Genomic DNA, 15,855 nt, shown 5'->3' with positions numbered 1-15,855 from the left:
AACTACGAGACCACCGCAGGATGAAAAGGGCTCAGCGGATCGACAGGGCGAGATATTCGCCGCAAATGGTCTCCGTCGATTGTTGTGTCGAAACATCACCGATCGTCCGGTCCATCATTCCTCATGGAGAGTGTCGCGGCTTATCAAGTCGAGGCCAATCGCGTACTGCGAGGTGAGTGGGACTCCGTGGCAATTGGCGGCATTGATCGCCGAGGTTGTCGAGAAGATCGAAAATGGACACAAAGCGCCGGGGCAACACGTCGTAGTGGACACTCAGGCCTCGCCGCCTGGGGCTGTGACGAACGGCGCGTCGGCCCAAGGGAGGTTACGTTCCAGTAGCCCGATAGCCTCCCCACCGGACGTGTTCGCGGGCCTGGATGGGGAGCGGAATGGGACGGTCGGTACTGGTCACCGGCGGGAACCGAGGCATCGGTCTCGCGATCGCGCAGGCGTTTCTGGCGCAGGGCGACAAGGTGGCGATCACGCACCGGGGGGCCGGGGCTCCTGAGGGGATGCTCGGCGTCCAGTGCGACGTCACCGACGCCGAGGCCGTCGACCGGGCGTTCGCCGAGGTCGAGGCCGCCAACGGGCCGGTGGAGATCCTCATCGCCAACGCGGGCATCACCGACGACACCCTCCTCATGCGCATGGACGAGGAGCAGTTCACCCGGGTCATCGACGCCAACCTCACCGGCGCGTTCCGGGTGACCAAGCGGGCCACCCGCAACATGCTCAAGGCGCGGTTCGGGCGGGTCGTCTTCATCTCCTCCGTCGTCGGCATGCTCGGCGCGCCGGGGCAGGTCAACTACGCGGCCAGCAAGGCCGGGCTCATCGGCATGGCGCGGTCGATCGCCCGTGAGCTGGGCTCCCGCAACATCACCGCCAACGTCGTGGCCCCTGGGTTCATCGAGACGGACATGACCGCGGGGCTCACCGAGGACCGCAAGAAGCAGATCCTCGGCAACGTCCCCGCAGGCCGCTACGGGCAGGTCGAGGAGATCGCCGCCGCGGTCACTTTCCTCGCGTCCGACCAGGCGGGCTACATCAACGGCGCCGTGCTCCCGGTCGACGGTGGCGTCGGCATGGGCCACTGACCAAACATTCCCAGGAGGACACCCAGCGATGACCGGACTGCTCGAAGGCAAGCGACTGCTGATCACCGGCGTGATCACCGACTCGTCGATCGCGTTCCACGTGGCCAAGGCCGCCCAGGAGCAGGGCGCGACCGTGGTCCTCACCGGGTTCGGCCGGATGAGCCTGGTCGAGCGGATCGCCAAGCGGCTGCCGCAGCCCGCGCCGGTGATCGAGTTGGACGTGCAGAACCCCGAGCAGCTCGCGACGCTGGCCGACCGGGTGCGTGAGCACGTCGACGGGCTCGACGGCATCGTGCACGCCATCGGGTTCGCCCCGCAGAGCTGCCTCGGCGCGCCCTTCATGGACGCGCCGTGGGAGGACGTGAGTGTCGCCCTTCAGGTCTCCGCGTACTCGCTCAAGTCGCTGACCCAGGCCGCGCTGCCGCTGCTGGGCCGCGGCTCCTCGGTCGTCGGCTTGGACTTCGACGCGCGCGTCGCGTGGCCCGCCTACAACTGGATGGGCGTGGCGAAGGCCGCGTTCGAGTCGGTCAACCGGTACATGGCCCGTGAGCTGGGCCCCGAGGGCATCCGGGTCAACCTGGTCGCCGCCGGTCCGGTCCGCACGATGGCCGCCAAGTCCATCCCCGGCTTCGCCGAGCTCGAGGCGGGCTGGGCCGACCGCGCCCCGCTGGGCTGGGACGTCGACGACGCCACCCCGGTCGCCAAGTCCGTGTGCGCGCTGCTGTCGGACTGGCTGCCCGCGACCACCGGCTCCATGGTGTGGGTGGACGGCGGCGTCCACGCCCTTGGCATGTGATGGCCGACGCACTGCTCTGGCTGTCCTTCGGCGGCCCCGAGTCCCCGGCTGATGTCCGTCCCTTCCTGGAGAACGTCACCCGGGGCCGGGGCGTGCCACCGGAGCGCCTCGACGAGGTCGAGGCGCACTACCAGCACTTCGGCGGCGTCTCGCCGATCAACCGGCTCAACCGCGAGGCGATCGACGCCGTCCGCGAGGAGCTGGAACGCCAGGGTGTCGACCTGCCGATCTACTTCGGCAACCGCAACTGGCACCCCATGGTCGAGGACACCGTCGCCCAGATGAAGGCCGACGGCGTGCGGTCCGCGTTGGTGTTCCCGACCAGCGCGTACGGCGGCTACTCCGCGTGCCGCCAGTACGACGAGGACATCGCCCGGGCACGGGCCGCGGTCCCCGACGCGCCGGACCTCACCAAGCTGCGGCACTACTTCGACCACCCGCTGTTCGTCGCCGCCGCCGCCGACGCGGTGCGCGAGGCGACCATTCCCGGCGGCAGACTGGTCTTCACGGCGCACTCCGTGCCTGACTCGGCCGATGTCGCCGCCGGACCGCCGGGGGAGGGCGGACGCCGCTACTCCCGCCAGGTCGCCGAGGCCGCCCGCCTCGTTGCCGCCGAAGTGGGTGCCGCCGAGTACGACGTGGTCTGGCAGTCCCGGTCCGGCCCGCCGCACATCCCGTGGCTCGAACCGGACATTGTGGACCATCTCGAAGCATTGCACGGCAAGGGAGTCCGCGCGGTCGTCGTCTGTCCTATCGGGTTCGTCAGCGACCACCTGGAAGTCGTCTGGGATCTCGACACCGAGGCGGCGGACAAGGCCAGGGAACTCGGCATGGACTTCGCCCGCGCCGCCACGCCGGGCACCGACCCGCGTTTCGCGGAGCTCGTCGTGGAGCTGGTCCGCGAAAACCTCGCCGGCGCGCCCGCGCGCAAGATGTCGGACTTCACCCTGGCGGGCGCGACCCGCAACGGCGACCCGTGCGCGATCGGGTGCTGCGAGCCGCGCCGACGACCTGCCACACCGAACGTCACTCGGACGCCCTGACGTCGTTGGGAAGACCAGCTTGATCTCGTTCGGGCCGCCCGGTGCGCCGAGTCGCTCGCAGACAAGGAGGTCTTATGCCGTTGCGTTCCCTTCGACCGGTGGTCGCCGTCGTGGTCGCCGTAGCCGCGTCCGCCATCAACCTGGTTGCGCCCGCGGGCGCCGCGATCACCCGTGATCCCATAGTTTTTGTGCACGGCTACAACGGTGACGCGTCCAACTGGAACACGATGATCAACCGGTTCAAGGCCGACGGCTACACCGCGGCCGAGCTGTTCGCCTGGGACTATGACTCAACACAGTCCAATGTGGTCATCGCGAGGCAGCTTGCGACCTATGTCGACCAGGTGCGGGCGCAGACCGGTGCGGCGAAGGTCGACATCGTCGGGCACTCCATGGGCGGCTTGAACTCCCGGCAGTTCCTGAAGTTCGAGGGTGGCGCTGCCGAGGTGGACGACTGGTCAAGCCTTGGCAGCCCGCACCACGGCACGACGGTCGCCTACGGCTGCCTGACCACGCCGTGCCGGGAGATGTATCCGAACTCGACGTTCTTGAACAACCTGAACGCGGGCGACGAGACACCCGGGGCGGTCCGGTACGGCAGCTGGTGGTCGCCGTGCGACGAGGCGCTGGAGCCAAAGGACACGGCGGTCCTCAGCGGCGCGGTCAACACGAAGACCGCGTGTCTGAGCCACACAGCGCTGCTCACCGACGCGACGGTTTACGTGCAGGTAAGGGATTTCGTCCGGTAAGACCGACGCGGGCCGGGTCGCCTGTGCGGCGACCCGGCCCGTGGCTCACGGCACGAGCGCCAAAGCCCCGTGTGTCGTGGCCGCGATCGCCGTCACGCCCACGGGGTCACGCAGCCGCAGGGCGATCTTCGAGTATGACCCGGGGTTGGCCACGTCGGTCGTGCCCAACTGGCCGCGGCTGTTGTCACCCCACGCCCAGACCCTGCCGTCGCCGTCGAGCGCGTACCCACCGTTCTCGGCGGCCGCGACTGACTTGGCGTTGATGAGCCCGCTGATCTTGGCGGGCGTGCCGGTCCCGCACTCACAGTCGCTGCCGGTGCCGAGGCCGCCTTGGTAGTTGCTGCCCCACGCCCAGCCGGTGCCGTCACTGAGCACCGCGAAGCCATGGGCACTGTCGGCCGCGATCGCCGTGACTCCCGTGAGGCCCACCACCGGGGCGGGTACGGCGGAGAAACAGTGTTCGGCGGTCGGGGGATAGGTGTAGCAGCCGTCGCCACCCACGGTCCCATGGCCGAGCTGGCCCTGGCGGTTGTCGCCCCACGACCACAGCGTGCCGTCCTGCTTGATCGCATACCCGGCGTACAGGCCGCCCGCGATCGCCTTGACCCCGGTCAGGCCGGACACCTGCACCGGCGTCGCGGAGTTCTCGGTCGAGCCGTTGCCCAACGAGCCGAAGGAGTTGAGACCCCACGACCACACGGTGCCGTCGGAGCGCAGTGCGAACCCGGTGCCAGACGCGGCCGCGACGTCGATGATGTCGGTGAGGCCCGCCTTCGGCGTCGGAACACTACTGCCCAGGCCGTTGTAGCCCCACGTCCAGACGGTGCCGTCGGACCGCAGGGCGATTCCCTTGTCGATGTCGGTCACATTGGTCAAACCGACCACCGGCACCGGCACCACCGACTTGCCGCCTGCCCAGCCGTTTCCGAGCTCAGCCCCGAAATTGGGGCCCCAAGCCCAGACCGTGCCGTCCTCACGCAGGGCGTAGCCCGCGCTTGCGCCCGCGACGGCCTTGACGCCCGACAGCCCGTAGACCGGGTTCGGAGCGGCGGACGCCGGGCTGTAGGCGCCGGTTCCGAGCTGGCCGTACTGGTTGCTGCCCCAGGCGTACACACACTTGCTGCCACAGGACACCGGGGGGAGCGAGAAGAAACCGGCCATGTCCGCGATCAGGTGCACGGTCCCCGCGTTGTTGTACAGCGACACCGAGGCCAGCGTGCCGACGGCGACGACGGCGAGGCTCGGCGACGTCTGACCGGGGGTCAGGTTCAGGTTCGATGTCTCCGGCCTGGGGTCGAGCCGGGGCCACGCGGTGATGTAGGTGTTCTGGGTCGGCTCGGTCCCCGTGAGGTTGAGGACCACACCCGTGGTGGACCACGGCAGGGTCGCGCCCAGGACCAACTCCTGCTGCCCGCCCGCGTTCATCGGGCCGGCGATACCGCCAGTGCCGTTGCGGGTGTCGAGCACCCGCTTCGGTGTGATCGCGGTGAACAGGGCGCCGTAGTCGGCGGTGTAGAACCCGGCCAGGTCGACGATGAGGTGGGTGTTCCCGGTGTTGTTGAACAGGTCGACCTTGCGGTCCGCGCCGAGTTCGACCGTCACCAGGTTCGGCGCTGTCGCCCCGGGCGTCAGGTTGAGGTTCGACACGACCGGGCGGGTCTTCCCGGTCGGCCAAGCGGTGACGTAGGTGTTCTGGGTCGCCGCGGTGCCGGTCAGGGTGAGGACCACCGCGGTGGCCGACGTGGGGACCGAGTAGGACAGGTCGATGGTCCTGGACTCACCAGCGGCGAACGGCGACCCGTGGCGGCTGTCCATCAGCCGCCTTGGCGACAGGGCGGTGAACTTGCCCGTCGCGTCCGGCGCGTAGTAGCCGGCGAGGTCGGCGAGCAGGTGCACGGTGCCCGCGTTGTTGAACAGGCTCAGTTGCCGTCCCGTGCCAAGGGCGACGGTGACCAGGTTCGGCCGCGTCTCGCCCGCCACCAGGTTCAGGTTGGACGCGACCGGCCGCGTCGCCCCGGCCGGGTACACGGTGACGAAGGTGTTCGCGTTCGGCTGCGTGCCGGTCACGTTCAACACCACCGCGGTGGCCGTGGCGGGCACCTTCGCCGAGAGGTCGAGCGTGATCGACTGTTGTGGGCCGACTGGCGCGCCGGACCGCGTGTCGAGCACGCGGACGGGCGCCAAGGCGTGGAAACCCGCCGCCGCGTCGGCCTGCGGTTCGGCGGGCGCCGCGGGTGCGGCGATGGAAGTGGGTGTGGCGGCGGCTAACAGGCCGGCGCCGAGCAACACGGATAACGCCACATGGGCGAGACGTCTCATGAATTTCCCCAGGTCTCAGACGGCGGTTTCGCCGAACCGGCGACAAGTATCGCCGACCGATCTGAGGTTTGGGGAGAAAAAATAGGGTGGCGGGACGGTGCAGGGATCCGTCCCGCCACCCTCTGGCGGCTAGGCGCGCAGTCGGACCCTGTGCCGAAGGTCTGACGCTGCAGCCTGTGCGGGGAAAACAGCCGCGACGTACGCGATCGCGCACTCCGGGCACATCAGTGGTTCGCCTGGACGATCGCGAAAGCGGTCGTCCACCGGCATGCCGCACAGGCCCACCGTGCGGCTTACCGGAACCAGATGTGCCCGTCCACGATACGTCGCGCTGGTTCCCCAGCACACATCGCCGCGCGGGTCGGGGATGCGATTCATGATCATCACCCGTTCGCTTGGGACATGTCGAGCTTCGTGTGGAGCAACCGGCCGGTCTCGCTGAGCGTGACCAATCGGCAGTCTCGGAGGCGGGCGGAGCCGATCACCACGTGACCCGCGTTGATCAACTCCCGAAGCCGCGCGGTGAGTCGCCCGCCAATGGGCTCACCGCGGTCGGTGATCTCGTTGTGTTCGGTCATGCCGAGTTCCCCGCGCTGCGCGCACCGCAGCAGGACGTACCAGTCGCGGGAGCGGGCGGCGTCGGCGGGGGAGCGGCGGCCGCGGCGCAGCCAGATGTCGAGCAGGCGTTCGCCCGCCGAGGTCAACTCGGCTAAGACCCAGCCGTCGCGGGGGTCGGCCGCTTCGGCGAAACCGATGAAACCGTCGCGGCGCAACGTGAACAGCGCGCTGACCATGAGGGCGCTCAAGTCGTCGCAGCGGTGGCGCAGGGCCGACGCCGTGCCGTACGCGCCCACTTCGCCGCGCGCGACCATCTGCAGCGCGTGGAGGTGGGTGGTATCGAGCGCGAGCGGTCGAGTCCCCGGCTTCCGATCGACGAGATGTGCGGTCATGGTGTGACTCCGGTAACAGCGGTTGGTTCAATGTGCCCATATTGGGCGAGTCGACCCACGATCGCTCATCTCAACATCCCATAGCACCGGGTTATGGAGTGCCTGTTCTGCACGCCGCGACAGCATTACGCGAGGTCGGAGGCACTATGGGGGTTCAGAACTGTTAATTCGAACGGGAATCTCCCGCTTCGGATCATGGATTTCGCCGCGCACGAGCAGGCGGAACATGCCATCACATGACCGACCGTAGGTGCGTGATCGACGGTGCGTGTGCGCTCAGGTGGACTTCAACGCGTGGTCGACCGCGCTCTCCGCGTTCTCCAGGTTCCGCTTGAGCAGCCCCAGTTCCTCGACCAGCCCCGAGATCCGGGAGGGCGCGGTTCCGTCGACCCGCTTGGCGAGCACGGCCATCCGGGCCGCGCAGTCGGTCAGCGTCGCCAGGGCGACCGACGATCTCGTCGGAGCGAGCCGCAGGTCGTTGCGCGCCACGAGCGCCGCGAGCCGGTATGCGGCGTCGACGACTCGGGCGGTCGGGGCCATGACCGGGTCGGCGTCGTGCACGGTCGTGGCCCGCAGTCGAACGTCGACGGCCGTCAGGCAGATGCGCCGCAGCAGTTCGCGCGCCCGCGCGGGGACGGCGGCGCTGTCCTTCGTCAGCGCCGCCTTGACGAGAAGCACCAGCCCGGCGACACCGACGCCCACCGGCAGGGCCAGCCACCCCGAGTCCGTGCGTGCGGCGGTCACGGCCGCGGCGAGCGCGCCGAGGAGGACGGCCGCGGCGAGGCCGGCGGGTTCGCGCAGGTTCTGTTGTAAGCCCATTCGGCGGCAGCCTCTCAGAAGTTGTGAAAGACGCTGACGAACACCTCGTCGATGTTCTTCGGGTCCTTGACGGCGTCGTAGGACAGTGCCTTGCTCGTCGCCGCGATCATCCGCATGGTCTCCGGGTCCGATTGCTGCCCGTAGGAGATCGTGAAGATCGGCATCTTGGTCTCGGTCAGCTCTGGGTCGATCTTCGCCAGGAGCGCGTCCCGGGCGCCCTGGACCTTCGTGCTGTCCGCGCCGTCGGAGAGCACGACGATCGCGTTGATCCGCTCCGGGTCGGGCTGCGCGGCCATCTTGGCGTAGGCCTCGCCGACCGTGTTGTAGAGATCGGTGGCGCCCGTCGCCACGAGTCCGTCGATCGCCGCACCCAGCGCGGCCTTGTTGTCGCCGACCCGCCCGACCGGGACGTGCTCGGTGTGGCCGGGTGAGGAGAACGTCCACAACCCGACTTCGTCATCGGCGGACAACAGGTCGAGCGCCCGCTTCGCGGCCGGTTTGACCAGGTCGAGCTTGCTGCCCCGCACCTCCGGGTCGTTTTCGGCGGCGGGTTCGTTCATCGAGCCGGAGACGTCGAGCACCAGCAGCACCCTGGCCTTGCGCCGGGTTCCGTTCCACGCCTTGACGATCGCCTCGACCAGGTCCGGCGCGGGCGCGGGAATCGCCGAGACCAGCTGACCGTTCGGGATGGACAGTGTGGTGCGGAGCTGCTCGGTGGGCGCGTTGGGATTGGCCCAGTCGCGGAAACCCGCCTCGCGGAACCCCAGTTGCCGCTCGCCTTCGCTGAGGTAGGCGTAGAAGTCGTCCGCCGCCGCCCGCTGGTCCGCAGTGGCCGAGGCCAACACGACGAACGGGTGGTCGAACTGCAGGGTGCCGTCCGTGGGTGTGATCGTCTTGAATTTGCGGTTCGGTCCACCCCGGTTGTAGGTGTACGCGAGTTGCTCCTGCATGACGATCGCGCTGACGAAGGGGACCGGCAGCTTCTTCTTGTCCTCGGCCAACAGCGTGTCGACGAACTCGGCGGCGTCCTTGCTGTAGCGCTCGACCGACGACTCGACGCCGTGCACGAACCGCGTCACCTCGCCGTCGACGATGCTCTCGTTGGTGATCCCGGGGTACTTGTCCGCGATCGAGCCCGCGTGGAACGTCGCGATCGACGCACCGAGCCCTGACGACGACAGCTCCGGGTGATCGCGGCCCAGGGAGAACTTGCCCCACTCCGGCTTGCCCAGTGACGCCCAGCCGCCCGGCGCGGTCGCCAGGGCGAGCAGGTCGTCCCAGCCCGGATCGGGGTGCTTGGCCAGCAACACCGCGGCCATCTCCTCGGGCATGGCGACCACGAGCGGACTGGACATGATCGACCGGTGGGCCTCGGTGGCCACCACCTCGAGCCTGCGCGTCGCCGGCATCCGGCTGAGCCACAAGGATGTGCTCGGAGCCCACACCTGCGGCTCCGGCAGCCCGGTCTCGGCACCCGCCCAGCCGGTGCGCAGCGCCGACATGGCCGTGCCCGACGTCAGACCGTGCACCGTGACCCTGGCGCATTTTCCGCCGCCGAACTCGCGACCCGCCGCGTTGTAGCGCTCCGCCATCCGGCCGATCAGCTCGTCCTTCTCGGTGGAGGTGCTCATCTCCAGCGGCACGCAGTCGGTGCGCGTCGCCGCGGGCTTGTCCTCCCCGGTGAGCAGGTAGATCCCGCCGATGGCCAGCAACCCGGCGACGACCGCGATGATCAGCGGTGTGTTGGCGCGTGCTGCCGTGCGCGGGTTCGACACGTGCGGTCCTCCCAGAGATCGGTGGGGCGGCGGAGCTGACAGTGTGACAGAGAGGTCACTCTCCGGTGATGTGATCGTCGGAGTCGACCATGTCGTAAGTCTCGAAGCTGAACCGGGTCACGGTCCCCGCCCACGCGCGATAGGTTCCCGCGTCGCCGTGGACCGGGACACTCGCCCGGATGGCGTCGAGAACGGCATTGGTCTGCCGCCAGCTCGCGTCCTTGGCTTCCAGATCCGCCAGCACCTCCCACACGTCCGGCCCCTGTGTCGTGCGCAGCGCGGTCACCAGGTCGCGGGCCTGGTCCGGTGTGGTCAGGACGATCGCCAGCAGGATCAGCACCGCCTGGTACGGACCGCCGTCATGGCCGACGAATCGGTCGAGGTTCGTCCCGGGCACGCCGATGCGCACCAGCCGGTACAGGTTGATCAGCTTCTTGACCGTGCGCGGGGTGTCGAGCAGCGGGCGGAGCCGCTTGATGAAGTCGCGTTCGGTCTCCCGCAGCAGCAGGCGGTCCGGGCGCAGCGTCGGGTCGGCGACCGGGGACCGCCGCGGCGTGGGCGTCGCCTTCTCGCGGGACACCGTCGGCGGGGAGGTGATGGTGGTGGGCTGGGCGGGCCGCGGCGTGGTCTCCGGGCGTCGGGGCGATTCGGGTTCGGCCTGGGGGAGCAGTTCATCGATCAGCCGGTCCGCGCTCGATCCCATGGGGCGCAACGCGAAAGTGATCTGGAAGATCTTGTCCAGGTAGTCCAACGGGCGGGCCGCGACACCGTTGTCCGGGCCGAACAGCTCGCTCTGGTGCTGCTCCAGCGACCGGCGCAGCCACCTCGGGTCCACGGCCACCACGACCACGAACAGCGGCAGCGCCAGCAGCAGGTGCACCGCGGCGAGCACGTCGACGACCTTGCGTGGCGGGCAGCGGTCGAGATCGTCCACGTAGAGCACGATCCGCTCCAGCGGCGGTGGCCCTTGCGGGACGGCGCGCCACTTCTCGAGGGCCGCGTCGACGTTGTGGCTGAGGGTCCGCAGGTGTTCGTGCGCGCGGCCGAGGACCCCGCGGTACTGCTCGTAGTGCCCCGACCGCACCTCGGCGATCAACGCGGACAGGCCCGCGGTCGGGTCGGTGCGGGCCAACGCCGCGTCCTTGGTGGCGATTTGGCTGTCGAGGAGTTTCTTGCGCGCACGCACTTTCTCCCGCAGCGACCCGGGGAGTCCGGCGAACTTGTTCCAGCCGGTGACCAAGCCCTCGACAACCGGGATCACCGCCGCGCCGATCGCGATCACGGAGGCGCCCACCACCGCCAGTGTCGAGCCCCACAGGGCCCAGCTGACGCCCGCGGCGGCGAGGGCGACGGGGATCAGGGCGAGCGCCCATCGCGAGCGCAGCACTGTCCGCTCGCGCCACAGCAACCGCAGCAGCGCGGGCGCACGCAGGTCCGCGGCGGCGCCACCGGTCCGCTCCGCCCGCTCGAGTTCGACGCCGAGGTCACGGCTGCGTGCCCGGAGTTCGTCCAGTTCGGTCACGGTGGACTGGCTTGCGCTCACCTGTTGTTCGCGCGGGGTGAGGCTGTCGAAGAGGTGCTCGACCAATCCCACCCAAAGGTGGTCGTCGCTGTACTGCCAGGCGTTGAACCGGATTTGGCGCACGTTCGCGGCGAACGCGCTCTGCTCCGGGTTGCCATGCGATCGCTCGGCGAGCGCCTTGACCTGCTGCTCCAGCTGACGCAGGAAGCTCGACTTGCCCGCGCCCCAAGCCCCGAGCAGCGCCACCGACAGCGGGGGCACGGTGTGCCGGTCGGCGATGAGGGCGGCGAGGGTGGAGACATCGCGGGAGAAGCCGAGCAGGTCGCGCTTGCTTTCCGCGTCGTTGCTGACGTCGGCGCGCTGCTGTCCGGGCTGCCCCGGGGTCAGGTCGGTGCCTGCGAGCTGGAAGCCGGTGATCGGGTCCCACACCCGGATCGTGCCGTCCTCGCCGCCGCTGATCAGCCTGCCGTCGTCGTCGATGACCAGGGACTGCACCCGGCCGAGGTGCCCGTCGAGCACCGTCGGGTGATCGGGTCGGCTGAGCTGCCAGACGAGGATCGTGCCGTCATCGGCGCTCGCGACGAGCCTGCCCCGGGCGAAGGCCAGGCAGCGCACGGCGGAGGTGTGACCGGTGTAGGCGGTCTGCTGGTCGGACCCGTGCAGCCGGACGGAGCCACTGGCCGTGCCGACGGCGATCGACCCGTCCGGGAGGAAGGCGAGCGCGTGCACGGCGGTGCCCGCGGGCGCCTGCACGTCCCGGACTTCGTCGCCCCAGATGAGGACGGCGCCGTCATCGCTCCCGGAGGCCATGCCCGCGTCGGGGGAGAAGGCGACGGCTCGCACCCAGTCCTGGTGGATGCCGATGACCTCGGGGGCGTGGTCGGGGGTCCAGAGTCGGACGGTGCCGTCGAGGCAGCCGGTGAGGACCTTGTCATCGAGGTAGGCCGCGGCGTGCACGGTGGAGTCGTGCGTGGCGATCCCCAGTTTGGTGCCCTCGTCGGAGTCGAGGTCCCACAGCCAGGCGTCGCCGTTCTCGCAGAAGGCCCGCACCTGGGTCGGGGAGGCCCGCACCGCACGGATTCCGGCGGTCGGGCCGGTGAGTGTGGTGCGGTGGTCGCCGGTGTCGCGGTCCCAGACCCGCACGGCGAGGTCGTCGCCCGCGGTGACCAGCGCTCCGCCCGCGAGGTCCATCGCCCGGATGCCTCCGCCGTGCCCGGTGAGGGTGACCGGGGACGACCCGGTGATCCGCACGGTCCGGTCTCCGCAGGCGGCGGCGACGCGGCCGCGGTGAGTGGCGAGGGCGTGGATCGCGTGTCCGTGGTCGGCGTGTTCGGTGACGGCGTCGGTGCGCCGGTCCCACTGCCAGACCCGGCCGCCCGCTCCGCCGAAGGTGACCACCTGACCGTCGGCGGAGATGGCCACCGCGTGCAGCGGCTTGCCGTCCCCGGTGAAGGTGTGGGTGACCCGGTCCTCGTCGGTCCGCCACACCCGGACGAGCCCGTCGAGGCCGGTGGAGACGACCGTGCCGGTGCCCCGGGCCGTGGCGATCGCAGTGACACCGCGCTGGTGTGAGGTGATCGTCCTGGCCGAGGTGTCGATCGGGGAGACCGCCTGCACGAGGCCGGCAGGGCCACCGTAGAAAAGCTGACCACCCATTGTGGCGGCCGCGTGCACTGGACCGTCGTAGGCGATGGTGAACCGCGTCCCGCCATAAACGGAGATCAGTCCGTCGAGCCCACACGACCAGGGGTGGTTGTCGTCAACGGCGACCGCGCCGATGGGGTCGCTGGTCATCACCTCCAGCATGGTGCTGTTGTCGAAGGTGAAGATCCTGGAACCCTTCGGCCCCCCGCAATACACCGACGCGTCCCTTACGGCCAGCGAGCGCACGCCGCCGGGTAGGGCCTGGACCGCGGCCTGTTCCTCCCCGTCGGTCGCGTCCCACCAGCGGACGGTGCCGTCATCGCCGCCGGTGACGACCTGTGAGCCATCGGAGGTGAACGCGAGAGCGCGGACCAGTCCTGGATGACCGGCGAAGGGAGCGGTGATCACCCGTGGCAGTCTGCCCGGTCACGGGCACCGACGGCTACGAAACGGGCGCGTTGGGTCAGTGCTTCTCGGCGTGGTCCGAGAACACCCGGACCGCTTCCTCGACCGCCGCGAGTCGGGCCACCCGGACCGCGTCGAACAGCGGGCGCAGGGCCTCGGCGCGCCTGCGGGCAGCAGAGGACGACACGGCGTTGCCGGGGGCGTCCTCGGAGGCCAGCTCCAGGATCGCGGAGACCTCGTTGGCCCGCTGCAGCACGCGCAGCGCGCGCGGGGGAGTGCCCTCCGGCCACGGCGCGGCCGAGCGGTGGGCGACGCGGGCGGTGATCTCCTCGCGGACACCGGCGCGGTGCTTGGCGACCCCGAGCTCGGTCAGCACGCCCGCCGCGACGCGCATGGCGCCGGTCAGCTCGTGCTCGGCCTCGCCGAGGGGCAGGTGCTCGGCGGGCGGGGCGTCGCCGATGTCGAAGACTGTCCACCGCAGGACACCGTCGGCGACGGGTTCGGGGACCAGGCCCAGCGGAGCGCCATGCAGGACGACGGCCTCACCGGCGTGCAAAGCGGTGCCCGCGAACTCGCTTCGGCCACCCAGTCCGCGCACATCGCCCGCGACCGGAAGGGCGAGCCTCCCGCCGGTGACGTCGGCGCGGCGCAGGGCCGCGAGCAGAGCGGCGACCTGGCCGCCCGCCTGACCCCGGACCGGGACGTCGAGCGCGGTCGCCGTGCTCTCGTCCCCGGCCACCACGTCGTGCAGTTCGGCCCAGTGGAGCAGGGCGTCCAGGACGTCGTCAGCGGCGGCGGATCCGTTGAGCCAGGCGGAAACCCACACCGCGAAGGTCGCACTCGGAGTTGACACGAGAGGCAAGGTTACGCCACGTGTCGGGCGGCTGGCGCGTCAGCTCCCCGGCTCAGCTCCCGCTCGCGGGCCCCACCGTCCGTACCAGCAGGTCACGGAACTGGTCGAGATCCTCGACACTGTCGAACGCGCGCCCCGGCAGCGGGTGGAAACCGCCGGATCCGGTGTGCAGGACGAAGTTCCGCTCGGTCTCGGCCCAGCCCGCCAGGTCGGCGAGGACGATGTCGCTGTAGGCGGTGCCGTCGAGGGTCATCATGCGGATCGCGTGACCGTCCACATCGGCGGTGACGGTGCGCCCCGCGATCGGGTTGCGGCGGAACGCGAGCCGGGTTCCGATCGACGGGATCGCGGCGATGAGCAGGGCGCAGACCAGCCCGAACACCCCCGGGATCGGCCGGCCGACCACCAGCAGCACGACCGAGAACACACCCAGGCCCGCGGCGAACCAGACACTCCGGCGGACGAACGGCACCGTCGCCTTGATCCCGTCGGACCAATCCCCGGGCGAGGGATCCCAACGCAGTCGTATCAACACGCAAGACAACATAAGTCCTGTCCTGTGAGTCCGGTGCGCGGGATTCGTGATCCGGGGGGTTCCTGGGCGCGCCGGCGTGCAGCCGCTCGTGCCGGACTCACAGGACAGGACCTAGTGTCACCTCCGTGAGCCAGAGCAAGCCCGCGGGCGCCAGGATGCGCCGGATGGCCGAGAGTTCGACGGCCACCACCCTCGAACTGTTCTTCGACCTGGTCTTCGTCTTCGCGTTGACCCAGGTCACCGCCCTGATGGCGGACGCGCCGACCTGGCACGGACTGGGCCGAGGCGCGCTGATCCTGGCCGTCGTGTGGTGGTGCTGGGTCGGCTACTCGTGGCTGTCCAATCTGGTCCAGGCCGACGAGGGACTGGCCCGCACGGCGATGCTGATCGCGATGGCGGCCATGTTCGGCGTCGCCATCGCCATCCCGGAGTCGTTCGACGACCTGCCGGGCGGTGTGCACGGCCCGACCGTGTTCGCCCTGGGCTACCTGTTGGTGCGGTCCGTCCACCTGTGGCTGTTCTGGATCGTCGCGCGCGGGGACGCGGCGCTGCGCACCCAACTCGTCCGGTTCGGTCTGACCATGGCGGGCGGCACGACCCTGCTGCTCGCCGCCGCCCAGACCTCGGGCACGGCGCAGACGCTGCTGTGGGTCGCCGCGGTCGTCGCCGACTACGGCGGCACGGCGGTGATCGGCGTGCGCGGCTGGCGGCTCACCTCGGCGAAGCACTTCGCCGAGCGGCACGGGCTGATCCTGATCATCGCGCTCGGCGAGTCCATCGTCGCTATCGGCGTGGGTGTCAACGAGCTGCCGATATCGCTGCCGATCCTGATCGCCGCCGCGCTCGGGCTGGCCATCGCCGCGTGCCTGTGGTGGGGCTACTTCGACACTCATGCGCTGATGGCCGAACACGCGCTGGCGAAGGTCCGCGGAGCCGAGCGCACCAGCATGGCGCGCACCGCATTCACCTACCTGCACCTGCCGATGGTCATCGGGATCGTGATGCTCGCCCTGGGCCTGAAGAAGGTCCTCAACTACGTCGCGGGCGTGGACGGGCACACGTTGTCCGACTCGCTCTACGGTCCGCCGCTGTGGGCGATGTTCGGCGGCACCGCGCTGTACCTGCTGGCCCAGGCGGCGATCTCCTGGCGGTGCAACCGGGCGTTCAAGGTGCATCGGGTGACCCTCGGCGTGCTGCTGATCGCGGTTGTGCCCGGGATGGCGCTGCTGCCCGCGCTGGCCTCGCTCGGTGTGCTGACCGCGAGCGTGGTCGGCCTGATCGTCTACGAGTGGGTGCGCTACCACGACTACCGCGAGGGCATCCGCCACGCCGCCGAGCACTAGCTGGAGTG

The 15,855-nt window shown here is 70.0% G+C and carries 12 protein-coding genes; 5 read left to right on the top strand and 7 right to left on the bottom strand.

All coding sequences use genetic code 11. From position 1 onward, the window contains the following. Window positions 1-389: 389 nt before the first annotated feature. From fabG to GPZ80_RS22815, 4 genes are all read left to right on the top strand, one after another. A complete protein-coding gene (fabG, locus tag GPZ80_RS22830; protein WP_187223069.1) occupies window positions 390-1,094 on the top strand; it encodes a 3-oxoacyl-[acyl-carrier-protein] reductase in 705 nt (234 codons plus the stop codon). Between the two features lie 28 nt (window positions 1,095-1,122). Next, the gene (gene fabI, locus GPZ80_RS22825; protein ID WP_187223067.1) at window positions 1,123-1,890 is read left to right on the top strand and encodes an enoyl-ACP reductase FabI; all 768 of its coding nucleotides are present in this window, start codon (window positions 1,123-1,125) and stop codon (window positions 1,888-1,890) included. After that, complete coding sequence (locus tag GPZ80_RS22820) at window positions 1,890-2,933, top strand: ferrochelatase (protein ID WP_222719701.1); 1,044 nt, start codon at window positions 1,890-1,892, stop codon at window positions 2,931-2,933. The genes fabI and GPZ80_RS22820 overlap by 1 nt, the downstream gene beginning before the upstream one ends. Window positions 2,934-3,007: 74 nt before the next feature. Continuing rightward, a complete protein-coding gene (locus GPZ80_RS22815) occupies window positions 3,008-3,682 on the top strand; it encodes an esterase/lipase family protein (RefSeq protein WP_187223063.1) in 675 nt (224 codons plus the stop codon). A gap of 45 nt (window positions 3,683-3,727) precedes the next feature. Here the strand turns inward: GPZ80_RS22815 and GPZ80_RS22810 are convergent, their stop codons facing one another. From GPZ80_RS22810 to GPZ80_RS22780, 7 genes are all read right to left on the bottom strand, one after another. After that, window positions 3,728-6,001, bottom strand: a complete 2,274-nt coding sequence (locus GPZ80_RS22810; RefSeq protein WP_187223062.1) for an RCC1 domain-containing protein — start codon at window positions 5,999-6,001, stop codon at window positions 3,728-3,730. Window positions 6,002-6,384: 383 nt separating this feature from the next. Next, a complete protein-coding gene (locus tag GPZ80_RS22805; RefSeq protein ID WP_187223060.1) occupies window positions 6,385-6,951 on the bottom strand; it encodes a hypothetical protein in 567 nt (188 codons plus the stop codon). A 276-nt stretch (window positions 6,952-7,227) separates the two neighbouring features. Next, on the bottom strand, window positions 7,228-7,770 hold the full coding sequence (locus GPZ80_RS22800; RefSeq protein ID WP_187223058.1) for a hypothetical protein: 543 nt from the start codon (window positions 7,768-7,770) through the stop codon (window positions 7,228-7,230). Between the two features lie 14 nt (window positions 7,771-7,784). After that, window positions 7,785-9,545 (bottom strand): substrate-binding domain-containing protein, encoded by a 1,761-nt coding sequence (locus GPZ80_RS22795; RefSeq protein WP_187223057.1) that lies wholly within the window; start codon window positions 9,543-9,545, stop codon window positions 7,785-7,787. Between the two features lie 55 nt (window positions 9,546-9,600). Beyond that, window positions 9,601-13,119 carry a P-loop NTPase fold protein gene (locus GPZ80_RS22790; RefSeq protein WP_187223056.1) on the bottom strand — a complete coding sequence of 1,173 codons (3,519 nt, stop codon included), beginning with the start codon at window positions 13,117-13,119 and terminating at the stop codon, window positions 9,601-9,603. 55 nt (window positions 13,120-13,174) lie between these two features. Further along, window positions 13,175-13,969 (bottom strand): Rv1486c family protein, encoded by a 795-nt coding sequence (locus tag GPZ80_RS22785; RefSeq protein WP_187223054.1) that lies wholly within the window; start codon window positions 13,967-13,969, stop codon window positions 13,175-13,177. 52 nt (window positions 13,970-14,021) lie between these two features. Next, window positions 14,022-14,504 carry a YcxB family protein gene (locus GPZ80_RS22780; protein WP_187223053.1) on the bottom strand — a complete coding sequence of 161 codons (483 nt, stop codon included), beginning with the start codon at window positions 14,502-14,504 and terminating at the stop codon, window positions 14,022-14,024. Window positions 14,505-14,629: 125 nt separating this feature from the next. Between GPZ80_RS22780 and GPZ80_RS22775 the strand changes: the two genes are divergently transcribed. Beyond that, window positions 14,630-15,847 (top strand): low temperature requirement protein A, encoded by a 1,218-nt coding sequence (locus tag GPZ80_RS22775; RefSeq protein ID WP_222719699.1) that lies wholly within the window; start codon window positions 14,630-14,632, stop codon window positions 15,845-15,847. Window positions 15,848-15,855 lie beyond the last annotated feature (8 nt).

The sequence above is a fragment of the Actinokineospora xionganensis genome (assembly GCF_014323725.1).
Classification (GTDB): Bacteria; Actinomycetota; Actinomycetes; order Mycobacteriales; family Pseudonocardiaceae; genus Actinokineospora; species Actinokineospora xionganensis.
This window is presented reverse-complemented; position numbering and strand designations above follow the sequence as displayed.